Below are 21,696 nucleotides of genomic sequence, written 5' to 3' on the forward strand. Positions count from 1 at the left end.
CTCCTCACATGTCGTAGGCGAAGCTGGAGATGTAGCGGCGGCCGCGCACCGGGGTGCCCGCGCCTTCGCTCGTCAACGGCACCGACACCTCGTTCGGACTGTCGCGCATGTCCTCGACCGCCGCGTCGATGTGGAGCGTGTAGCCCGCCTCGAAAAGCGCATCGGCAAGGTCCAGCGTGATCTCGAGCGTGCGGCCGGCGCCGACGCTGGCGCCGGTGATGCCGTTGACCTGAGCGGTATCGCCGCCCGTGGCGCGGTACCAGTCGCTGAGATGCCGGTAATATTTCGACTTGCCCCCGGCCATCCAGAGGCTGCCGACATAGGCGCCCGATGCGTCGGTGACGTAGAGCGCGAGATAGGCCCCGTCGCCGCCATAGTCGTTGAGTGTCGTGGTGAGGGTCACCGGCCTTGCCATGGCAAGGCCGGGAAGGGTCAGCGCGGTGGTGAGCGCAAACATTGCGAGCAGCGATTTCATCGGATGGATCCTTATTCGAAGGGGTGCTGCGGAGCGGCTCACTTCACCTGGGTCTGCGGCGGAGCGCCGTTCCCGAAGAGGCCGTTCGGCGGCGGTGCGACGGTGCCGGCGGGCGCGGGATTGCGGGCGCCGCCGCGCCGATCGTCGTCCTCGTCATCATCATCGTCATCGTCATCGTCATCGCCGTCGTGTCCGCGCCACAAGCCGTCCCACCAGCGGCGGTCGTCGTCATCGTCGCTTGCGAGAACCAGCGGCATCGTCTGCATGCCCTCCTCGAAGAGCGCGGCGAAGGGCAGAGACCTTCCGTCGGCCGGGGCCTTTGTTGCGCTCCAGGCGGGAACGCCGATGGCGGCGGCCAGCGCCGTGGAGGCGACGAGTAGCGTCAGGGTCTTCTTGGTCATGGCAGGGTCTCCTTTTTCGTCTGCGGGGACAATCTGGAGAGCCGACCTGAGGGGTTCCTGACGCGATGGCGATTTCCCCTTCAGCTTGCCGTCAGGAAGAAGAAAGGCCCCGCCGGTGACAGCAGGGTCTCCAGGGCGTCATGAACGGTTGCGTCAGTCATTGTCGCCTGCTTCGCGATCCCGGCGGGATCGATCGTCGTCGTGATTGTCATAGCGATCGTCGTGGTGGTCGTATTTGAGCTTGATCACTTGCAGCGTCGCCGGATGGATCCTCGCTTCAATCCGGCGCCCCTCCGCATCTTGCCCATTGATCTCGTAGCAGCCGTCATCGATCTTGATGCGGCGCACAGTCCAGCGGTTCTTCTCGGCCAACTGGGCAACGGCATCGCGCGGCTGCCAATCGGCCATCGGCACGAAGCAGTCGTCGTCCGCCCGCGCCACACCGGCCGGGAAGACCGCGAGAAAGCCGAGGATAGTTAATGTCTTCTTCATGGGCCAAACTCCTCGCTGCGGCCATTCTGGCGCAATTCATGCGCGGCGAATCTGACGGCAGCCTGAAGGGGTTCTCTCGGCCGCTTCAGCTTCGTGTCAGCCGGACGGGCCATCTCTGATCATCGGGAAAGGACGGGGCGACATGCGCATCCTGCTGATCGAGGACGATACGGTTCTGGGCGCCGCGGTGCGCGACCAGATCGCCGCCGATGGCCAGTCGGTGGACTGGGTCACGCGCCTCGACGCCGCGGGCAACGCGCTGAGCGCGACCTCCTACGACCTGATCCTGCTCGACCTCATGCTGCCGGACGGTCGCGGCATCGGGTTCCTCAAAGGCTTGCGCGTTCGGGGCGACGTGACGCCGGTCATCATCCTGACAGCGCTCGACCAGGTGTCGGACCGGATCGAGGGGCTGAACGCCGGCGCCGACGACTACCTCGTGAAGCCCTTCGACCTTGCCGAACTGTCCGCCCGGATCGGATCGGTCGCCCGGCGCTACAGCGGCAACCCGAACCCGATCGTCACCCACGGGCCGCTGGACATCGACCTCGCCGCCCGCAGCGTCCGCCGCGACGGCAAGCCTGTCCAGCTGACGGCGCGAGAATGGGCGCTGTTCGAAGCCCTGCTCGCGCGTCCCGGCCAGCTTCTGTCGAAGGCGCAGCTCGAGGAAAAGCTCTACGCCTTCGACGCGGAGGTGGAGAGCAACACGATCGAGGTCCATGTCAGCCGCCTGCGCAAGAAGCTCGGGCCTGCAATCATCGAGACCGAGCGCGGCATGGGCTACCGTCTGGGCAAGCCATGAGGCTGCCGCGCAGCCTTCAGGCGCGGCTCGGCCTCTCGCTCGGCCTCGTCCTGACGATCCTCTGGCTGCTGGCCGCCACGGTCACGGCTGTGATCGTGCGCAGCGAGATGGACGAGGTCTTCGACAGCGCCCTCCGCGAGACCGCGGAGCGGATCCTGCCGCTGGCCGTGAGCGACATTGTCGGGCGCGAGGACGAGGGAGTGACGCAGCGGCTCTCGCCGATCCGGGCGCATGACGAGTACTTCACCTATCTCGTCCGCGATGCCGAGGGGCGCATCCTGTTGCAATCCCATGCGGCCGATCCCGCCGCGTTTCCCCCCTGGGACGGGCCGGGGTTCCGGCAGACCGCGATCAACCGCCTCTACAGCGACGCGGCGCTCCAGGGAACGGTCCGCATCACGGTCGCCGAGCCGCTGGCGCATCGCGCGTCGGTGGCACGGGAGATCCAGATGGGCCTCGGCCTGCCGCTGCTGATCGTGCTTCCGGTTGCGCTGGCGGCGATCATCCTGGCCGTGCGCTTCAGCCTCGCCCCCCTGCGCCGGTTCCGCACGCGGCTCGAGGCGCGCGGCGTCCGCGACCTGTCGGAGGTGCCCGCAGGCGACCTGCCGACGGAGATCGGCCCGCTGGCCACGACCCTGAACAGCCTTCTCGCCAGGCTGCGCGACGCGTTCGAGGCCGAGCGCAGCTTCGCGGCGAACGCTGCCCATGAACTCAGGACTCCGCTCGCAGGCGCCATCGCGCAGGCGCAGCGGCTTCGCTCGGAAACGCGTGACCCGGCCACAGACGCGCGCGCTGCGGAGATCGAGGCGACGCTCAAGCGGCTGACAAGGCTTTCCGAACGCCTGATGCAGCTTGCGCGAGCGGAAGGCGGGCGGCTGCGGATGGACCGAAGCACGGACCTAAGGGTCGTCGCGCGCGTCGTCGTGGAGGATATCGATCGGGCGGGTGCGCCGGGCCGGATCACGCTGACACTGCCGGACAGGGCTGTCATGTCCGACCTCGACCCCGACGCCTTCGCGATCCTCTGCCGGAATCTCGTCGAGAACGCGCTGCGTCACGGGGCGGAAACTGCTCCCGTCGAGGCGACCCTCACGGCAGAAGGGCAGCTGATCGTGGCGAATGACGGTCCTGTCCTGCCGCGTGGCACCCTCGACCGCCTGACCGCACGCTTCGAGCGGGGAGATTCCAGCACCGATGGCAGCGGGCTCGGCCTCGCCATCGTGGCAGCGATCGCGGATCGGATCGGAAGCTCCCTCACTCTGGAATCGCCTCGTCCGGGTGCCTCTTCCGGATTCCAGGCGTCCGTCAGGCTGCCGACAGACGCTCCGGAAACGATCTGACGGACTCCCTGTCGGCCTTCGTCAATGACGAAGGGCGCGCTGCCCAAGCCGTAGCGGGTGTGGGATTTCGGCCGCCCGGGCCTGACAGCGTCGGCTGTCCTTTACGCTAGGGCAGGCTCCGGGGCTACCGCCGCAAGAACCGACGATGGCGCGGTTTCGAGGATAGATTCGCACCGTCAGATCACCTGAAGCCGACGGCACCGAGGACTATCTCCCATGCTTCTTCCGCCAGTCCTCGAACGCTGCGAGATGCTCGTCCTTCGTGCGCGGGTATAGGCCGATGATCGTCTCTCCGGCCTTCACCTTCTCGACGACGAAGTCCTCGTAGACCGTCATCTCGAACGTCTCTGCGGCGACTTCATCGGCGAGGTGCGCCGGGATGACGATGACGCAGTCGTCGTCGCCGACGATGATGTCGCCCGGAAATACCGGCGCGTCGCCGCAGCCGATCGGCTCGTTGATCGCGATCGCCTCGTTGATCGTCAGATTGGTGGGGCTGGACGGGCGGGAGTGATAGGCCGGGATATCCAGTTCGCCGATCGTCGCCGCATCCCTGAAGCCGCCATCGGTCACGACCCCTGCCCCGCCGCGCACCATCAGCCGGGTGATCAGGATGTCGCCGGCGGATGCCGCCCGGGCGTCCTTGCGGCTATCCATGACGAGGACGTGCCCCTTGGGGCAGGTCTCGATCGCGACACGCTGTGGATGCTCCGGGTTGCGGAACTCGGACAGCTGGTTGCGGTCTTCGCGCGCCGGCATGTAGCGGAGCGTGAAGGCCGGGCCGACCATGTTGCGACCCTTGGCCTTTACGGGATGGACGCCTTGGATCACCTGGTTGCGCAGGCCGCGCTTGAAGAGCGCGGTGGCGAGCGTGGCAACGGACACGCCCTTCAGCTTGTCGCGTGTGCTTTCGTTCATCGTTCGATCCTGTTCGAAGAGGGATGTTCGCCCGCGACGGCGCATGGAGCGCCATCGCGGATGGCATCGTCAGAAGATGTCGGGCTCGCCGGCCGCTTCGCCGAAGCCGCGCTCGAGGAAATCGAAGTCGCAGCCCTTGTCGGCCTGGGTGACGTGGCGCGAGAACATCCAGCCCCAGCCGCGCTGGAACCGTGGCTCGGGAGGCGTCCACGCCGCCTTGCGCCGTTCGAGTTCGGCCTCGTCGACGAGCATGTCGAGCCGGCGGTTCGGCAGGTCGAGCCGGACCGTGTCGCCGTTCTTCAGAAGCGCCAGCGGCCCGCCGACGAACGATTCCGGCGCGACATGAAGGACGCAGGCGCCGTAGGACGTGCCGGACATGCGCGCGTCCGAGATCCGCAACATATCCCTGATGCCCTTTTTGATCAGCGCCTTGGGGATCGGCAGCATGCCCCATTCGGGAAAGCCCGGACCGCCCAGCGGACCGGCATTCCGCAGCACCATGACATGGTCCGGCGTGACGTCGAGGCTTTCGTCGTCGACCGCCTTCTTCATCTCCGGATAGCTGTCGAAGACCAGCGCCGGACCTTCATGGACGTGGAACTTCCGGTCGCAGGCCGCCGGCTTGATGACCGCGCCGTCCGGGCAGAGATTGCCGCGCAGGAGGGCGAGCGAACCTTCCTTGTAGACCGGGTTCGACAGCGGCCGGATGACATCCTCGTTGTAGACCTCGGCGCCGTCGATGTTCTCGGCAAGCGTCCGGCCGTTGACGGTCAGGACCGAGGTGTCGAGCATTGCCTCCATCCGCTTCATCAGCGCGCGCAGACCGCCCGCATAGAAGAAGTCCTCCATCAGATAACCCTTGCCCGACGGGCGGACATTGGCGATCAGCGGGGTCGTGCGGCCGAGCGCGTCGAGATGATCGAGCGTCAGGTCGACGCCGGCGCGGCGCGCCATTGCAATGAGGTGGACGACGGCATTGGTCGAGCAGCCGGTCGCCATCGCGACCTTGGCGGCGTTATGGAAGGCGGCTTCCGTGGCGATCATGTCCGGCGTCACGCCTTCCCAGACCATATCGACGATCCGCCGGCCGCAATCGGTCGCCATACGGTGGTGGCCGCTGTCGACCGCCGGGATCGAGGAGGCTCCCGGCAGCGTGAAGCCGAGAGCATCGACGATCGACATCATGGTCGCGGCGGTGCCCATGGTCATGCAGGTGCCATGCGAGCGCGCGATGCCGCCCTGGACGCCGAGCCATTCGGCGTCGGTGACATTGCCGGCGCGGCGCTCGTCCCAGTATTTCCACGCGTCTGATCCGGAGCCGAGGACGCGGCCGGCATAATGGCCGCTGAGCATCGGACCGGCGGGAAGATAGACCGTCGGCACGCCCGCCGTGATGGCGCCCATCATCAGGCCGGGCGTCGTCTTGTCGCAACCGCCCATCAGGACGACGCCGTCCAGCGGATGCGAGCGGATCATCTCCTCGGTCTCAATCGCGAGGAGGTTGCGGTAGAGCATGGAAGTCGGCTTGGTGAAGCTCTCGTCGACCGAGAGCGCCGGCATTTCCACCGCGAACCCGCCGGCCGCGAGCACCCCGCGGCGGACATTCTCCACCCGCTCGGGGAAATGGCCGTGGCAGGAGTTGAGCTCCGACCAGGTCGAGAGGATGCCGATGACCGGCTTGCCCAGGAAGTCCTCTTCCGAATAGCCGAGCTGCATCATCCGCGAGCGGTGGCCGAAGCTGCGCAGATCGTCCGGCGCGAACCACCGGGCGGAACGCAATTGGTCATATGTCTTGGTCATGGTCCTATCCGGTGACGGTGAAGATCATCCAGGTGACGAGCGCCACGAAGACGAGGCCGACGACCTCCGGCCAATTGCCGAAATCGATGTCGTCGGCGGCTTCCTCGGCCTCGAAGGCCTCGGGATCGGTGCCCTCGCCCTCGTCGCGCTCTTGAGACAGTCCGGACATCTCAGCCTCCATTCAGTACCGAGGGGAGCCACAGGGCGATCTGGGGAAAGAACAGGACGAGGAACAGCCCGATCGCCTGCAGCGCGATGAACGGCAGCACCGCCGCAAAGATCTCCTGCAGTTCGATGTCCTTGGTCACCGACTTCAGGAAGAAGCAGGCGGGACCAAAGGGCGGCGACAGGTAGTAGATCTGGATGTTCATAGCGAAGAGCACGCCGAACCAGACCGGGTCGAAGCCGAGATCGGACACCACCGGTGCGAAGATCGGCACAGTGATGAACAGGATTGCGATCCACTCCAGGAAGGTGCCGAGCACCATGACGATCAGCATCATGACGACGATCACCATGATCGGCGCGATGTGCAGCGACGTCAGCAGTTCGCGCAGGAAGTCGCCGCCGCCGATCCGGTTGTAGATGCCGATCAGCGAGACCGAGCCCAGCACCAGCCAGATGATCGAGCCGACGGTGAGAACCGTCTGGCGCATGGCGTCGCGCACCATCGGCCAGTTCAGCTCCCGGCGCACCCCGGCGACGACGAGCGCGCCGACCGCGCCGATCGCGGCGGCCTCGGTGACGGTCGCGATGCCCGAATAGATGACGCCGAGAACCGCGACGATCAGGATCGCGGGCAGGATCGCGCCCTTCAGGAAGGTCAGGCGTTGGAAGAACGGCAGACCGGTCTCGGGAATGTCGTAGATCGGCGCCATCGCGGGATTGAGGCGCACGCGGACGAGGATGTAGGCGATGAAGAGGGCCGCGAGCAAACAGCCCGGCACCGCCGAGGCGGCGAAGAGCTGGGTGATCGAGACCTGCGCGGCGAGGCCGTAGATGATCAGCACCACCGAGGGCGGGATCAGCGTCGCCAGCGCTCCGGCGGCGCAGATGATGCCGATCGAGAGCTTGCGGTCGTAGCCGAGGCGCAACATCTGCGGCAGTGCGATGAGGCCGAGCATGACGATTTCGCCGCCCATGATGCCGCTCATCGCGGCGAGCAGCACGGCGACGACGGTCGTCTGCACGGCAACGGACCCGCGGAATCGCCCGCCCATGATCGCCATGGATTCGAACAGCGTCCGCGCCACGCCTGATCTCTCGAGCACATTCGCCATGAAGACGAAGAAGGGCACTGCGATCAGCTCGTATTTGTGCAGGACCTCTGTGACGTTGGCCGAGACCAGGAAGAAGCCGGCGCGCTCGCCGAAATAGAGGATCGCCGTCCCGAGCGAGACGGCCAACGTCGTGATGCCGAGCGGTATGCCCAGCGCCATCAGCGCCAGCAGCGACGCGACGATCAGGATGGTGATGTATTCAATGCCCATCGGCCGCAGCCTTCTCGGTGCCCTGGAACCAGCGGATCAGGTTCGCCAGAAGCTGGAGGACGTAGAGGACGCAGCCGATCACGAGGACCACCTTGAGATAGCTCGGCTGGATGGAGTTGAGCGCGGTGCCGGAATATTCCGGCCGCTCGATCACCCGCAGCGCCGGCCCCCACAGGGCGGCCACCAGCGTGCCGACCGCAAGGATCGACACGATGATCTGCATGAGCCGGAAATACCGCCAGACCTTCGGGCCGACGACGAGTTCCAGCATGGTGATGGCGATGTGGCGGTTGCGCTCGGTGACGTAGCCGACCGACATCACCCAGGCCGTGGCGCAGAGCGCCATCGTCACCTCGATCGACCAGCTGGTCGGGTGATCGAAGCCGTAGCGCATGACGACTTCGAGCGCGGAGAAGCCGATGCAGGCGAAGAACATGGCGGAGCAGGCATGGCCGACGAACACGCTGACGCGGTCCGTCGCTGCGGCATAGCGGGCGAAGAAGCGTCCCATGAGATCCTCGAAGGATGACGAGATGGCGGGGCGGCCGGCCCCCCAGCGGAGCCGGCCGAACGTCACGTCAATCCATGAGGCCGATGGTCTTCATGTAGGCGAGGTTGGCGTCGAGGGCCTCCTGCGCGAGCTCGCTCTTCTTGGCGAAATTCTCCCATTCGCCGCGCGCCACCTTGCGCATCTGGTCGCGGTCCGCCTGCGGCCAGTCGATCACATGGACCTTGCCGCCCGCCGCGTCCTTCTCGGCCAGCTTCTCGTCCTGTTCGTGGACGACCTTGGTCAGGTCCGCCATCGCAGAATAGAACCAGTCGCGCAGCGCCGTCTGGTCCTCCGGCTTGAGGTCGTTCCAGGCGTCCTTGTTGAGGGTCAACTCCATCGACGGCATGGAGTGGATGCCGGGATAGAGCGGATAGGGCGCGACGTCATTGAGGCCGGTCGCGGCGTTGTTGACATAGGCTGAGGCGTCGGCGGCATCAACGATGCCCTTTTCCAGCGCGCCATAGACTTCCGAGAACGGAATCGACACCGGGCTCGCGCCGGCGGCGGCGAAAACGGCCGAGGCGAGACCCTCCGGCGAGCGGATCTTCTTGCCCTTCAGATCCGCGAAATGCTCGATTGGCACGCGGGCCGGCAGCGCCTCGCGGCTGTAGGGACCGCAGCCGATCAACTGCACCTGACCGTCGGCGATCTCGTCCAGCGCCTTCTGCCAGATCTTCTCGCCCGGCCCGTCCTTGCAGAAGCCAAGCATCTGCTCGGGCTTGTCATAGCCGGAGATCAGGTCGCCGAGGATCGCGAAGGCCGGCTCCTGGCCGGAGAAATAGTTCACCGAGGTCCAGTCGCCGTCGAGGACGCCCATCGAGACCGCCTGCGGCGTCTCCTTCGACGGGACGACCGAGCCCGACGGCGTCAGATTGATCTCGACCCGGCCGTCGGTCATCTCCTTGATCTTCGGCAGCCAGGTCTTGGTCAGATACTCGGTCGAGAAGTCCCCCGCATTGAACGAGGTCTGGATCGTGTAGGTCTTCGCCACGGCCGGAGCCGTGAGTGCGGTCGCGACGGCGCAGGCGAGCGCCAGCATTTTGATACGCATGAATGTCCTCCCATCGGTCGTCTCGGCTCGTCGCCGGACAACAGAAGCACTAATATATTTGTTGGCTGACGGCAACCTCTGCTAGGACTCCGTCGAACGCCCGCTAACGAGAGCCGCTCCGGCATGAAACCGCATCAGGTCCCAACCGACGTCTCCGACCTCGACCTGTCACTGGAATTCGATCGACGGCCGCTGGCCTCACAGGGCATCTACGGCTCGCTCAGACGACGCATCGTCGATCTGGCGCTAAGGCCGGGAGAACTCCTGTCGCGCGCCACCCTCGCCAAGGAGTACGGCGTCAGCCAGACTCCGGTGCGCGATGCCTTCTTCCGTCTGGAGCGCGAGGGATTGGTCGAGATCTTTCCGCAGTCGCGAAGCCTCGTCGCGAAGATCAATCTGGCGCACGCCCGCGAGACACAGTTCCTGCGGGTGGCGCTCGAAATCGAGGTCGCAAAGCTCCTCATCCAGGCGCGCGATCCGGCGAAGACCGCCCTCGCCCGGCATGTGCTGCAACTTCAGACCCGCGCACTCGACGAGGGACGCCTGGAGCGGTTCGCGGTGCTGGACCGCCACTTCCACCTGTCCCTCTGCGATGCGGCGGGATATCCGGATTTGTGGCACATGATCTCGGAACGGTCCGGGCATATCGACCGCCTGCGCGCGCTCAACCTTCCCGATCCCGGCAAGGCGAACGCCATCATCGCCGCGCATACCGACATCCTCGATGCGATCGATGCGGGTGATGCGGTGGCTTGCGAGGCGGCGGTGCGCACGCACCTGTCGGGCACGCTCAGCGCGGTGCCGGCGATCAAAGAGCGGTTCCCGCAATATTTCGACTGACAATGCCACCCGCACGGCGCGGGGCGGCGGAGCCCGTCGCCCGCGAAACTGCCGTCTGTGATCCGCCCTCCCGGATCGCCTCCGGGTATAACGATCGCCCCGTTCTCCCCGGGCCGCTTCTTCCGCCGCTCGTGCCGCGGCCAGCCGCACCGGCATCCTGACAGCGAAGACGGCTTATCCAGCCGGGGCTGCGTGGGCCGAGTGGCAGCGTCTTCGCCGCAGGAAGTGAGGGGGTGTCTCCCGCGCTTGCCTCCGCGGCTCCGGGGGCCGCTGATCCGGTCCCCGTCGCGTGGTCGTGTCAGGTCAGAGGGTCGCGCCCATCATCATCCGCACGATCTCCTCGTCGCTGGTCTCCGACGGACGGCGCTCGCCGGCGACTTTGCCGCGGGCGAGGACGACGATCCGATCGGCTGCGGCGAAAATGTCGGGCAGGTTGTGCGAGATCAGGATGATCCCGACGCCCTTCGATTTCAGCCGCTCGATCAGCGCCATCACCTGGCGCTGCTCGGGCACGCCCAGCGCGGCGGTCGGCTCGTCCATGATCACCAGCCGTGCCTGCCAGTGGACGGCCCTGGCGATGGCGATCGCCTGCCTCTGGCCACCGGAGAGCTCGCGCACCGGGGCGCTCGGGTCGGGGATGACGATGCCGAGGCCCTTTAAGACCTCGATCGCGCTGTTGCGCATCGCCGCCCGGTCGAGGAAGCTGAGGCCCAGGATCCGGCGGGTCTTCTCCCGTCCGAGATAGAGGTTGAGCCCGGGGTCGAGATTGTCCGCCAGTGCGAGATCCTGATAGATCGTCTCGATACCCGCGGACCGGACGGCCTCCGGCGGCTTGCCGGTCAGACGCTGGCCGTCGAACTGAACGTCTCCCGACGTTGGCGTATAGACGCCGGAGATCATCTTGATGACGGTCGATTTGCCGGCGCCATTGTCGCCCGCGATCACGACGCATTCGCCTTCATGGACCGCGAAGGAGACGTCCGAAACGGCTTCGTTGCCGCCGAAGCGCTTCTTGAGGTGCCTTGCCTCGAGCAGAACCGTCATGATCGCGCTCCCGTCAGCCGGTCCCGTGACTGGTCGACGACCACGGCGACGATGATCACCAGGCCGACCGCGACGAACTGCCAGTAGGGCGGCAAGCCGCTGAAGACGAGGCCGAACTGGATCACGGCGATGATGAAGGCGCCGATCACCGTGCCGGTCACGGTGCCCTGTCCACCGGTCAGCGAAGCGCCGCCGATGAACACCGCCGCGACGGCGTAGAGCAGGATCGGCTCGCCGGCGTTGGCGGCGCCGGCCGAAAACCGCATCGTATAGATTAGCCCGCCGATGCCGGCGGTGATCGCCGACAGGACGAACAGCGCCACCAGCTGCTTCTCGACGTTGACGCCGGCCCGCTCGACCGAGGCCCGGTTGGCGCCGAGCGCATAGGTGTGGACGCCGAACTTGGTGTAGCTCAGAAGATAGTGGCAGATAACGGCAAGGACCGCCGCCACCAGGACTGGGATGGGTACTCCGAGGACTATCCCATTGCCGATGGAGCGGGCCTCCTCGCTGCGGATCGACACGGTCGCACCGCCTGCGATGATCAGCGCCGCGCCGCGCGCGATGCCGTAGGTGCCGAGTGTGCCGATGAAGCTCGGCACGTTGATGAAGGCGACGAGCCAGCCATTGATCAATCCGACGATCACTGCGGCGAGAAGACCGACGACGAGGCCGATGATCACCGCGAGCCAGCCCGCGTCCGCCCCGATGAAGCGTACGACCAGCGCCATGGCGACGGCCGCAAAGCCGGTCGAGAAGGCGATGGAGAGGTCGATATGGCCGGCCACGATGACCAGCGTGAGACCGAGCGCCAGAAGCAGGATCTGCGATGCCGCCACGGCGATCGACTGGATCGAGTAGAGGTGGAACAGGAATGTGCTTCCTGTTTCCACCCGCGCATAGATTTCGAAGAAGCCGAGGATGAGGATGAGAAACAACCACGACCAAGCGGCGAGGAGGGACTTCAAAATTGAAGTCCCGTTCTTTTCCGACATTACTGTCTGCCTTACTCGGAGTAGATGAACTTCTTGATGTTCTCGTCCTCGACGTTGTTCTTGTCGATGACGGTGAAGCCGGTTCCGATCGTAGTGGGCACCGATTGGCCGGTCAGCGCGGCATAAGCCGTCATCACGCCGTAATAGCCGATTTCCGCCGGATGCTGGGCGATCGCGGCGTCGACGAGACCCGACGAGATGTTGTCGACGATGCTCCTCGGCGCGTCGAAGGCGATCACGGTCACGTCGTCCTGCTTGCTGGCGCTGGCGACACCATTGCCGGCGCCGATGGCGGAGAAGAGGTTCGCGCCGAACACCCCTGAAATGTCGGGATTGCGCGCGAGCACCGCCTGGAACTGCGAGGCAGCGAGCGACGCGTCGTTCTCGTTGTATTGCGTATCGAGCACCTCAACGTCCGGATGGTTCTCGGCCATCTCCTGCTTGAAGCCCTGCTCGCGCTGGTCCGTCGTGGAAATGCCCGGCCGGACGTTGGAGACGTAGACCTTGCCCTTGCCGCCGATCTTGTCGGCCATGAAGCGCGCGGCCATCCGACCGCCTTCGAGATTGTCGGAGGCGATATAGGAAAGCGGGAAGTCGGCGTCGCCGGAGCCGGTCTGATACTTGCCGTTGCCGACATAGGTATCCACGGTGACGACCGGAATGCCGGCCTGATTGGCGCGCCGCAGCGGCTCGATCATCTGCGTGCTGTCGGTCGGCGCGATCAGGATCGCGTCGGGCTGGCGGGCGATCACCGCATCGAGGACCGGCGTCTGCAGGACCGGATCGAATTCCTCCGCGCCCTGGAAGTCGACGGTGATGCCGAGGGCTTCGGCGGCGGCCTGGGCGCCGCGATTCATGGTGATGTAGAAGGCGTCGGTCGTCAGCCCGGGGACGAGCGTGATCTTGAAGTCCTTCTTCTCCTGAGCCTGCGCCATGCCGGCCAAGCCCATCGCCGCCACGAGAACGGTCGACCTGATGAGATTCCGCATACTGAATGCCTCCCTGTGAAAAAAACGGCTCCTCCAAGCCGCCGTGACGCCCGATCGCGTCGACCGTCACGGGTCAGACACCGGTCCGACGTTCGGAGATTGCCTCGCCGCGCCTTCTGGCGCAAGAATTAAATCACAGAAATTAATTTCAGGAGAAATCGGAGTGACCAGACGCGCCAGGAACGCTCGGCTGCTGAACCGAAGTCTGATGCACGCGGCCGCCAAGCTACATTATCTCGACGGGCTGACCCAACTGGAGATTTCGCGCCGGATGCAGGTTTCGACGGCGACCGTCTCCCGGCTACTCGCCCATGCCCGGCAAGAAGGCATGGTGCGGATCGAACTGGTCGATCTCGATGAGAGCGACGAGTTCGGCGACAGGCTTTGCGGCCTCCTCGGCCTCAAGGCCGTACGGGTTCTGGAAAGCGGCAATGTCGCCTCGCTGGCCTCCCAGGTGGGCACGCTTCTGACGGAAGCAAATCTCGGCGCCGGATCCGTCGTCGCGATCGGCTGGGGGCGCACCGTGCAGAGCCTGATCGCGGCCGGTTTGCCGGAGCTTCCGGGTGTCGTCGTGGTGCCCGCCACCGGGGGCATGCACGAGACCGCTTCGCATTTCCAGATCAACGAATTCGTGCGCACCGCGGCTGAGCAGATGGGCGGCGAGGCGCGCTTTCTTCATGCGGGCCTCATCGCCTCGGCCGAATTGCGTGCGGTGCTGAGACGCGATCCCGATACCGCGCGCATCCTCGAATTCTGGTCGCGGACAGACGCGGCGATCCTTGGGATCGGCGAATTCCAGAAGGCGTCCAGACGGCCGGGCGTGCGGTTTCCAGACGACGATGCCGGCCGCATCGTCGGCGATGTCGTGCGGCACTATTACGACGAGCACGGAGGCGAGATCCGATGGGAGGGCCAGGAGGATCTCATGGCGATCAGCCGCGAGGAACTCCGCCGAATTCCCCTGAGCATCGGCGTGGCGGTCGGCAAGGAGAAGGTCATGGCCATCCTCGGCGCGGCGCGCTCCGGCATGATCAATGCGCTGGTCACGGACACGCAGGTGGCGCGCCTGCTTCTCGATCATCTGGACCGCTCCGGCGAGACCGCACCGAAGGAGGCCGGATGACCGGCCTTGCGAAACCCTGAAATATGTTTCTGTAAAAAGTTGTTGAAATAGGACCCTGTGGTGGCTATCGCTCTCTTGGACGCATGCGAGCCGGCTGTGCCGAGGGATCCGCGCCAATCTACCTGGCAGCGCCCCGCTCGGTCGGCGATCTCGTCCCATGAAAAGAAAACCACGACGACAGAGGGAGCGCCCATCATGCCGGTGAAGATGACGACGTCGGAGCGACGCGGATATCAGCAGATCTGCGGCGACAACGGATTGATGATGGTCGTCGCCGCCGACCAGCGCGGCGGCATGCGCAAGGTGCTGGCCGACACGCCCGAGGCGCAGGCGAAGATCGACGAAGCGACGCTCGGCGAGGTCAAGGCCGGCATCGTGCGCCACCTCGCCAACAAGGCGACCTGCATTCTGCTCGATCCCGTATGCGCCGTTCCGGCCGTGGTCGACGACGGCGTCCTGTCTCGGGACACCGGGCTCCTGATCGGTCTCGACGCCTCCGGCTGGGACACCGACGAAGCCGGCTACCGCATCTCCAAGCTGGTCCCGGGGATCGACGCCCGGCGGGTGCGCGAGCTCGGCGGCACCGGCGCCAAGCTGATGGTCTATCTGCGTCCCGACCGGCCCGAGGCCAACACGGTCAACCTCCAGATCATCCGCGACTGCGTCGCCGATTTCGAACGCGAGGACGTGCTCCTGGTCGTCGAGATCCTGACCTACCGGCTCGAGGGAGAGTCGGACGCAGACTACGCCAAGGCCTTTCCGGAACTCATCGTGGAAAGCGCCCGGCTGTCGCTGGAACTAGGGTCCAAGGTCCTGAAGCTCCCCTTCCCCGGCACGGCGGACGCCTGCCGCCGGATCACCGAACTCTGCGACGGCGTTCCCTGGGCGGTCCTGTCGGCGGGCGTCGACCACGAGACCTTCATCGGACAGGTGCGGACCGCGATGGAAAACGGCGCGTCGGGCGTAATCGCCGGCCGGTCCCTGTGGAAGGACTGCATCTCGCTCGACCCCAAGGTCCGACAGACCCGGCTGGAGGAGATCGCCAGCGAGCGTCTGCGGCAGCTTCAGGAGGTTCTGGACCTTCATGCGGCGCGCGGCTGAGACGGCGCTCGGCGTCGACGTCGGAGGCACCCGCATCCGCGTCGCCCGGATCGATCGGGCGGGGCGGATCCTTGAACGCATCGTCGAGCCTGTCCGCGCGGATCGCGCCGGGTTTCAGGAGCAGCTGGCGCGCCTGACCGGCGAACTTCGCGCGCCGTCTGACACCGCTGTGGGCATCGGCATTCCCGGCCGCGTCGACGGGCACTCGGGCACAATCCTGTCGGCCGGCTATCTCGACATTGCCGGCCTCGACCTCGCCGGGCTGATCGCCGAACGGACCGGCCTGCCGTGCCGGATCGAGAACGACGCCACCATGGCGCTGATCGCCGAGATGCGCGCGCGAGTAAGCGGCCCCAGTGGCCTCGTCGCCATGTTCACGATCGGCACCGGGATCGGCGGAGCGATGCTTCAGGACGGACGGCCTTGGTATGGCGGCGGTCTCTCCGGACAATTCGGCCACATCGTGGTCGCGGATGACGGACCGCCCTGCAATTGCGGCCGAACCGGCTGCGTCGAGACCTTCAGTTCCGGCACGGCGCTCGGCCGGCTGATCGCGCAGGACGGCCTCCCGGAGACGACCCGCGCCGGCGACCTTCTGGCCCGGGCGAAGGGCGGCGACAGCCAGGCCGCCGACCTTCTCGAGCGCTGGGCGCGGCCATTGTTCCGGGCGATCGAGACGATCGTCTCAGTCACAGATCCGAACCTCGTCCTCATCGGCGGCGGACTGGGAGCCGAGATGACGCGAGCGCTCGCCCGGCTTCCCTCACGCAGCCGCTGGTTCTCGCTGCCGATTGAGGCGGCAGTGCTGGGCGACGATGCCGGGGTCGTGGGAGCCGGGATCTGCGGTCTCGATACGCTGCCGAACAGCGAGGGAGGAGCGACGGCGTGAAACGGGCGATCCTCGTCAACGGCGTTCCCGCGAGCGGCAAGTCGACGATCGGCGCCGGGCTGACCGAATACCTCCTGAAGGCAGGCATCGCGGCCGTTCCTCTCGCACTCGACACGGTGAAGGAAGGGCTCTTCGTCCATGTCGGGGCCGGCGACCGCGCGCACAACCGGATGCTCGGACGGGCAAGCTATCACGCGATCTTCGACACGGTGGCGGCATTCCCCGACGCTCTGGTGCCGGTGATCGACGCCTGGCACGGCTTCCAGCCGGAAAGCGTCCTGCGCGAGCATGTCGCCCGCGCCGGCATCGAGCGCGTGATCGAAGTCTGGTGCCGGGTCTCGCCCGAGACCGCCGCCGCACGCTACCGGGCCCGCGCGCAAGGGCGCCATCGCGGCCATCCGCCGGCGTCCTACGCGGATGAGTTGTTCGAACTGGCAAAGATCGCGCGGCCCTTGGGCATCGGCCCGGTCGTCGAGATCGACACGGAAAAGCCGCTCGACCCACAGAGTTTCGATACGGTTCTGAACTTGCTGAACGCATGAAGCGCGCGCCGGGAGCAAGGCGCGCATCGATTGGAGGAAGAGCGAACATGGCATCCTACGACAAGGGCCCGATACTCGTGACCGGCGCCAGCGGCGGGATCGGCGCGGCGACGGTGCGGCATCTGATGGCCGCGGGAGCCGAGGTGATCGCCAGCGGCCGCGACGAAACGAAGCTCGAGGCGCTGGCGAAGGAGACCGGCTGCCGGGCCCTGCCCTTCGACCTTTGCAGCGAGGAGAGCGTGCGCGAGGCGATCGCCGATGTCGACCTTTGGGGCGTTGTCAATTGCGGCGGCTTCGGCGGCGAGATCGCGACGCCGATGGAGACCGACATCGACGTCTTCGACAAGGTGATCTCGGTGAATGCCCGCGGCGCGCTTCTCGTGATCAAATATGCCTCGCGCACGATGATCCGGCTCGGCAAGGGCGGCGCGATCGTCAATGTTTCGAGCCAGGCCTCGCTGGTGGCGCTGAAGGGGCATATTTCCTACGGTTCCTCCAAGGCTGCGCTAGACAACATTACCCGCGTCTCGGCGCTGGAACTCGGGCCGCACGGCATCCGGGTGAATGGCGTGCACCCGACGGTCGTGATGACCGAGATGTCCGCCTTCTACTGGGGTCGCCCGGAGATCGGCGAGCCGTTCCTCAACCAGATGCCGCTCGGCCGCTGGGCCACGGAGGAGGAGATCGCGGCGCCCATCGCCTTCCTCTTGAGCGACGGCGCGTCGATGATCTCCGGCGTCTCCCTGCCGATCGACGGCGGATTCACGGCCTGTTGAGCCGAGCGGAAGCCGGCGTCGCCAGCCGGTCGGCCTCCGTGCAAGGCCGTTGATCTCGTCGAAGCCGAGGTCCGGCTATTCGCTTTTGAGGGTGGCGAGACCGCCGACTGGTCCAGCCTGAGATCCTCTGCCGGCTGGTGCGAAGCGCGGCCGGGCGAACTGGTCCTGGCGCGAGTTCGGATAGATGTGCGCCGGCCGCTCGCGTCAGAAGCCGAAGCCATGCGCGTCGGCGACGGCGCAGACCGGGCTTGCTGCCGGTCCGGCGGGCAAGCGGCAGCACCACGAGCGTCACGAAGGCGAGCCCGCCGATCCAGTGCACCACGCCGATGACGTGGAGGGCGCGGGCGAGGAACAGGCGTCCCTTTCAAGTGCCCGCCGGGCTCATACCAGGAGGCATTGGAAATGACTCCTGGTTCCGAATCCCGAATTTCGTCAAGCCTATGGCTTGGCGTCGATAATCGGGATGTGTTCAGCGGGCGGATGCGTCAGCATCCATGCCCGCGGGCTCAGGCGTCGGCGGGATAGCGGGCGAGACCGGCCAATGCGCCGGGCGTGACGTCGGCCGCATCGATCTCACGGGCAAGATCGGCGGCAAAGGCCCGGAACGGCTCCAGGTTCACCCGCGGCACGCCGATCACCACCGGCACGTCCAGATCGAGCGCACGGGCGATCAGGCCGCGGAAGCCGCCGCCTTCCGCCTCGGTCTTGCCGAACTTGCAGAGAACGAGGAGGTCCGTGTCCGCCGAGAGCGCCGTCTCGGCCGCCTCGCAGATGCGCGCCAGGCGATCGGTGTCGAGGACGCAGCCCCGCGCCTCAGGCCCACGATCCTCCGAAATGCCGGCCAGCCGGCCGGTCGCCAGATCCTGGAGATACATGTCGCATTTGGCGCGGCCGGGCCGCGCCTCGCTGTGCTGCACCAGCCCCGCCAGGCGCAGGCCGGCCGCCGTCATGCGATAGGCAGCGTCCTTCAGGAACGCTTCGAAGGCGGCGCCGTCGGCATAGACGATGGCGGTGATGGGTGCGGAGGCGGGATCGGGAGTCAACGGCTTCAATCCTTCATGCGGTCTGCGGCGGGTGGCGGGCGGGTCAGCCGCCGAGCGCCGACATGTGGCGGGCGAGTGCGGGGCGCCCGCCCCGGTCGATATGGAAGTCGTGGCCGCTTGGCTTGGCACGGATCGCCGCATCGATGGCGGCGTGAAGCGCCACGTCGGCTTCCGAACCGCGTAGCGGCGCCCGCAGATCCATCCGCTCCTCCTGGCCGAGGCAGGTGTAGAGCACGCCGGTGGCGCCGACGCGGACGCGGTTGCAGGTTTCGCAGAACGTGTGCGTCATCGGCGTGATGAAGCCGATCCGCCCGCCCGTCTCCGCCACCCGGGCATAGCGTGCCGGGCCGCCGGTGCGCTCGCTCGTGTCGGTGAGCGACCAGCGCGCCTCGATGCGGCGCCGCAGCTCGGTCAGCGGCAAATAGCGATCGGTCCGGTCCTCGCCGGTGTCGCCGAGCGGCATGGTCTCGATCAGCGTCAGGTCCATGCCGTGGCCATGGGCAAAAGCGATGAGGTCGTCGATCTCGTCTTCCGTCGATCCCTTCAGCGCGACCGCGTTGAGCTTGACCTTCAGCCCGGCGTCGAGTGCCGCCTGCAAGCCCTCCATGACCGGGCCGAGCGTGCCCCGCCGGGTCAGCGCGCGGTAGCGTTCGGGGTCGAGCGTATCCAGCGAGACGTTGACGCGCCGGACCCCGAGCCGGGCCAGATCGTCGGCATGCCGCGCGAGCTGGGTGCCGTTGGTGGTCAGCGTCAGCTCCTTCAGCGCGCCGGCGGAGAGATGCCGGGACAGGGAGGCGAAGAGGTCGATCACGCCGCGCCGCACCAGCGGCTCGCCGCCGGTGATGCGGATCCTGGTCACGCCGCGTGCGACGAAGGCCGATGCCAGCCGGTCGAGTTCCTCGATCGTCAGGAGCTCCTTGCGCGGCAGGAACGTCATCTGCTCGGCCATGCAGTAGACGCAGCGAAGGTCGCAGCGGTCGGTCACCGACAGGCGGAGATAGCTGATGCGCCGGCCGAAGAGGTCGACGAGGTGGCAGGTTCCGCTCACGACGCCGTCTCCTCGATGGCCGGCAGTTTGCGCGCCAGGATCGCCCTGATCGCGGCGAGGCCGGGGTCGCCCGCACGGTTCATAATGCCCATCAGCTGCATCCAGTCGTCGTCGGAGGCGGTCTCGACGAAGCCGTGGACGGTGGCGCGAACGGTGTCGGCCGGCGCTCTTCCCGCAGCATCGGAGGCTGCCGCAAGACGCTTGACCAGATCGGCATCGTCGAGCGCGGCGACGATCCCGAGGGCGACGTCGGGACGACCGAGAGCGGCAATCATCTCTCCGAACATGGCGGGCTCCTTCCTACTGAACGAGCGGCGACGCCGCCCCTTCGAGTGCGATACCGACGATGTCGGCGCTGCCGATCAGCAACGAGACGTATTGTGCGCTTGCCTGGCGGCGGACATGCTTGTCGAGATAGGCGGCGATGCGCTCCCGCACGACCTCGAACGGAAGCTGCCGCCCGTCGATGCGCCGGTTGAGGCGGATGAGATGGACGCCGTAGCGTGTCTCGACGGGCGCCGAGATCTCCCCCGGCTCCAGCACGGCTAGCGCCGCTTCGAAGTCCGGCGTGGTGTCGCCTGGCGCGATCTGGCCGAGGCTGCCGCCGACGCCGGCCGATGGGCAATCCGAAAAGGCCTTCGCCAGATCCTCGAAGCGCTCCGGTTCGTCCAGGAGCGCGGCAGCCAGGCTTTCCGCCTTGCCGCGAGCCGCAGCGAAGGCATCCGGCTCCGAGCGCCGCGCCGCGATCAGGATGTGGTCCACCTCGTAGAGCGGTGCCGTCCGGAACCGGCGGAGATTGTTGTCGTAGAAGCGGCGCAGCGTCGCCTCGTCCGCTTCGGGCACCCGGATCTGCCGGTCGAGGAGCCCGCGCACCAGCGCGTCCTCCTCGGTCTCGCGGCGACCGTCCGCGTCGGTCTGCGGCTCTGCCGCGATGTCCAGCCGGCGCGCCTCCTGCAGCAGCAGTTCGCGGACGACGAGGGCGCGGGTCGCTGCCAGCCACCCCTCCCCCGGATTGCGCGCCGGGAAGTTCTGGACCTCCGCGGCGATCGCCTTCCGAGAGATCGGCACGCCGTTGACGCTGACCGGCTTGATCGCCACCCGCTCCTTGGATGGCTCGGTCGAAACGGGTGCCGGACGGTGTTCATGCGGGTGCGCGTGGCCCGCCGCCTTGGCGGCATGATCGATGACGAGAGTGTTCATGGTTCTACTCCGCGGGCTGCTGGATCGGGCCGAGGGGACGGGGCTTTGCGGCCGGCGCCGGCACGCGGGCCGGACGCACCGGGGCACTCCCCCGCAGACGCGCCCTGCGGCTGCGCACGACCTGATAGCCGGGACGGCCGAGGTACCAGACCGGCGCGCTCCAGACGTGGACGAGGCGGGTGAAGGGGAAGACGAGGAAGATCGTCATGCCGAGCAGGAGATGCGCCTTGAAGATCGGGCTGACGTCGGCGACGAAAGCGGCGGCGGCGGGCTGCAGCGTCAGGATCCCCTGCGCCCACTCCATGAACTTCACCATCTCGTGGCCGTCGAGGTGCTGGGCCGAGACGACGATCGTCGACAGGCCGAGCGTCAGCTGCAGCCAGAGGATCAGGAGGATCGCGGTATCGGCGAAGCTCGACGTCGCGCGGATGCGCGGATCGAACAGCCGACGATGCGCCAGCATCGAGATGCCGACGAAGCAGGCGATGCCGGCAAGACCGCCGATCACCATGGCGAGGACCTGCTTGAAGCCGTGCGAGATGTGCATGGCGTCGAGCAGCCAGATCGGCGTCAGAAGGCCGAAGAAATGCCCGACGAAGATCGTCAGGATGCCGACATGGAAGAGGTTCGAGCCCCAGCGCAGCTGCTTCTTTCTCAGAAGCTGCGACGAGCTGGATTTCCAGGTGTACTGCTCGCGGTCGAAGCGGATCAGGCTGCCGAGCAGAAACACCGTCAGGCAGAGATAGGGATACCAGCCGAACAGGGTGCTGTTGATGGCGGCGGACAT

25 protein-coding genes are annotated in these 21,696 nt (G+C 66.7%); 8 read left to right on the top strand and 17 right to left on the bottom strand.

The features are described from left to right. Positions 1 to 4: 4 nt before the first annotated feature. The 3 genes from LH400_RS02470 to LH400_RS02480 all read right to left on the bottom strand — a co-directional run bounded on the left by LH400_RS02470 (position 5) and on the right by LH400_RS02480 (position 1,368). Complete coding sequence (locus LH400_RS02470; RefSeq protein ID WP_229151049.1) at positions 5 to 475, bottom strand: DUF2271 domain-containing protein; 471 nt, start codon at positions 473 to 475, stop codon at positions 5 to 7. 38 nt (positions 476 to 513) lie between these two features. Further along, positions 514 to 876, bottom strand: coding sequence for a hypothetical protein (locus LH400_RS02475; RefSeq protein ID WP_229151050.1), 363 nt, complete (start codon positions 874 to 876; stop codon positions 514 to 516). A 153-nt stretch (positions 877 to 1,029) separates the two neighbouring features. Further along, the gene (locus LH400_RS02480; protein ID WP_229151051.1) at positions 1,030 to 1,368 is read right to left on the bottom strand and encodes a PepSY domain-containing protein; all 339 of its coding nucleotides are present in this window, start codon (positions 1,366 to 1,368) and stop codon (positions 1,030 to 1,032) included. 142 nt (positions 1,369 to 1,510) lie between these two features. On the opposite strand from LH400_RS02480, the gene LH400_RS02485 reads away from it, so the two are divergent. Together LH400_RS02485 and LH400_RS02490 are read left to right on the top strand one after the other, a co-directional pair. Beyond that, positions 1,511 to 2,170 carry a response regulator transcription factor gene (locus LH400_RS02485; protein ID WP_229151052.1) on the top strand — a complete coding sequence of 220 codons (660 nt, stop codon included), beginning with the start codon at positions 1,511 to 1,513 and terminating at the stop codon, positions 2,168 to 2,170. Continuing rightward, a complete protein-coding gene (locus LH400_RS02490; protein ID WP_229151053.1) occupies positions 2,167 to 3,510 on the top strand; it encodes an ATP-binding protein in 1,344 nt (447 codons plus the stop codon). The genes LH400_RS02485 and LH400_RS02490 overlap by 4 nt, the downstream gene beginning before the upstream one ends. A gap of 207 nt (positions 3,511 to 3,717) precedes the next feature. Here the strand turns inward: LH400_RS02490 and LH400_RS02495 are convergent, their stop codons facing one another. From LH400_RS02495 to dctP, 6 genes are all read right to left on the bottom strand, one after another. Continuing rightward, positions 3,718 to 4,428 (bottom strand): ribonuclease activity regulator RraA, encoded by a 711-nt coding sequence (locus LH400_RS02495; RefSeq protein ID WP_229151054.1) that lies wholly within the window; start codon positions 4,426 to 4,428, stop codon positions 3,718 to 3,720. A gap of 69 nt (positions 4,429 to 4,497) precedes the next feature. Then, on the bottom strand, positions 4,498 to 6,228 hold the full coding sequence (gene araD / locus LH400_RS02500; protein WP_229151055.1) for an L-arabinonate dehydratase: 1,731 nt from the start codon (positions 6,226 to 6,228) through the stop codon (positions 4,498 to 4,500). A gap of 4 nt (positions 6,229 to 6,232) precedes the next feature. After that, on the bottom strand, positions 6,233 to 6,397 hold the full coding sequence (locus LH400_RS02505) for a hypothetical protein (RefSeq protein WP_229151056.1): 165 nt from the start codon (positions 6,395 to 6,397) through the stop codon (positions 6,233 to 6,235). A 1-nt stretch (position 6,398) separates the two neighbouring features. Beyond that, complete coding sequence (locus LH400_RS02510; RefSeq protein WP_229151057.1) at positions 6,399 to 7,718, bottom strand: TRAP transporter large permease; 1,320 nt, start codon at positions 7,716 to 7,718, stop codon at positions 6,399 to 6,401. Further along, positions 7,708 to 8,229, bottom strand: coding sequence for a TRAP transporter small permease subunit (locus LH400_RS02515; protein ID WP_229151058.1), 522 nt, complete (start codon positions 8,227 to 8,229; stop codon positions 7,708 to 7,710). The genes LH400_RS02510 and LH400_RS02515 overlap by 11 nt, the downstream gene beginning before the upstream one ends. Positions 8,230 to 8,296: 67 nt before the next feature. Then, a complete protein-coding gene (gene dctP / locus LH400_RS02520) occupies positions 8,297 to 9,319 on the bottom strand; it encodes a TRAP transporter substrate-binding protein DctP (protein WP_229151059.1) in 1,023 nt (340 codons plus the stop codon). Positions 9,320 to 9,442: 123 nt separating this feature from the next. On the opposite strand from dctP, the gene LH400_RS02525 reads away from it, so the two are divergent. Continuing rightward, positions 9,443 to 10,159 carry a GntR family transcriptional regulator gene (locus LH400_RS02525; RefSeq protein ID WP_229151060.1) on the top strand — a complete coding sequence of 239 codons (717 nt, stop codon included), beginning with the start codon at positions 9,443 to 9,445 and terminating at the stop codon, positions 10,157 to 10,159. 303 nt (positions 10,160 to 10,462) lie between these two features. Here the strand turns inward: LH400_RS02525 and LH400_RS02530 are convergent, their stop codons facing one another. Genes LH400_RS02530 through LH400_RS02540 form a run of 3 tightly spaced genes read right to left on the bottom strand, consistent with a single transcriptional unit; the run spans position 10,463 to position 13,187 of the window. After that, positions 10,463 to 11,203 carry an ATP-binding cassette domain-containing protein gene (locus LH400_RS02530; RefSeq protein ID WP_229151061.1) on the bottom strand — a complete coding sequence of 247 codons (741 nt, stop codon included), beginning with the start codon at positions 11,201 to 11,203 and terminating at the stop codon, positions 10,463 to 10,465. After that, positions 11,200 to 12,171 (bottom strand): ABC transporter permease, encoded by a 972-nt coding sequence (locus tag LH400_RS02535; RefSeq protein ID WP_229151062.1) that lies wholly within the window; start codon positions 12,169 to 12,171, stop codon positions 11,200 to 11,202. Before LH400_RS02535 ends, LH400_RS02530 begins: the two co-directional genes overlap by 4 nt. Positions 12,172 to 12,209: 38 nt before the next feature. Further along, positions 12,210 to 13,187, bottom strand: a complete 978-nt coding sequence (locus LH400_RS02540; protein ID WP_229151063.1) for an ABC transporter substrate-binding protein — start codon at positions 13,185 to 13,187, stop codon at positions 12,210 to 12,212. Between the two features lie 163 nt (positions 13,188 to 13,350). Here LH400_RS02540 and LH400_RS02545 point away from each other — a divergent pair, with 163 nt between their 5' ends. From LH400_RS02545 to LH400_RS02565, 5 genes are all read left to right on the top strand, one after another. After that, a complete protein-coding gene (locus tag LH400_RS02545; protein ID WP_229151064.1) occupies positions 13,351 to 14,310 on the top strand; it encodes a sugar-binding transcriptional regulator in 960 nt (319 codons plus the stop codon). Between the two features lie 195 nt (positions 14,311 to 14,505). Next, positions 14,506 to 15,411, top strand: a complete 906-nt coding sequence (locus LH400_RS02550; protein WP_229151065.1) for a tagatose-bisphosphate aldolase — start codon at positions 14,506 to 14,508, stop codon at positions 15,409 to 15,411. Further along, positions 15,395 to 16,300 (top strand): ROK family protein, encoded by a 906-nt coding sequence (locus LH400_RS02555; protein ID WP_229151066.1) that lies wholly within the window; start codon positions 15,395 to 15,397, stop codon positions 16,298 to 16,300. The genes LH400_RS02550 and LH400_RS02555 overlap by 17 nt, the downstream gene beginning before the upstream one ends. Beyond that, positions 16,297 to 16,842, top strand: coding sequence for an AAA family ATPase (locus LH400_RS02560; protein ID WP_229151067.1), 546 nt, complete (start codon positions 16,297 to 16,299; stop codon positions 16,840 to 16,842). Before LH400_RS02555 ends, LH400_RS02560 begins: the two co-directional genes overlap by 4 nt. Positions 16,843 to 16,889: 47 nt before the next feature. Next, on the top strand, positions 16,890 to 17,618 hold the full coding sequence (locus LH400_RS02565) for an SDR family oxidoreductase (RefSeq protein ID WP_229151068.1): 729 nt from the start codon (positions 16,890 to 16,892) through the stop codon (positions 17,616 to 17,618). A 506-nt stretch (positions 17,619 to 18,124) separates the two neighbouring features. Here LH400_RS02565 and LH400_RS02570 read toward each other — a convergent pair. Genes LH400_RS02570 through narI form a run of 5 tightly spaced genes read right to left on the bottom strand, consistent with a single transcriptional unit; the run spans position 18,125 to position 21,696 of the window. Then, positions 18,125 to 18,661, bottom strand: coding sequence for a DUF2478 domain-containing protein (locus LH400_RS02570; protein ID WP_229151069.1), 537 nt, complete (start codon positions 18,659 to 18,661; stop codon positions 18,125 to 18,127). A 43-nt stretch (positions 18,662 to 18,704) separates the two neighbouring features. Beyond that, positions 18,705 to 19,709, bottom strand: coding sequence for a GTP 3',8-cyclase MoaA (gene moaA, locus LH400_RS02575; RefSeq protein WP_229151070.1), 1,005 nt, complete (start codon positions 19,707 to 19,709; stop codon positions 18,705 to 18,707). Next, a complete protein-coding gene (locus LH400_RS02580; protein WP_229151071.1) occupies positions 19,706 to 19,996 on the bottom strand; it encodes a hypothetical protein in 291 nt (96 codons plus the stop codon). Before LH400_RS02580 ends, moaA begins: the two co-directional genes overlap by 4 nt. Before the next feature lie 13 nt (positions 19,997 to 20,009). Then, positions 20,010 to 20,909 carry a peptidylprolyl isomerase gene (locus LH400_RS02585; protein WP_229151072.1) on the bottom strand — a complete coding sequence of 300 codons (900 nt, stop codon included), beginning with the start codon at positions 20,907 to 20,909 and terminating at the stop codon, positions 20,010 to 20,012. A gap of 4 nt (positions 20,910 to 20,913) precedes the next feature. Continuing rightward, positions 20,914 to 21,696: a respiratory nitrate reductase subunit gamma gene (narI, locus tag LH400_RS02590; protein WP_229151073.1), complete on the bottom strand. Its 783-nt coding sequence runs from the start codon at positions 21,694 to 21,696 to the stop codon at positions 20,914 to 20,916.

Source organism: Jiella soli (assembly GCF_020615385.1).
Lineage (GTDB): Bacteria > Pseudomonadota > Alphaproteobacteria > Rhizobiales > Rhizobiaceae > VKMB-3413.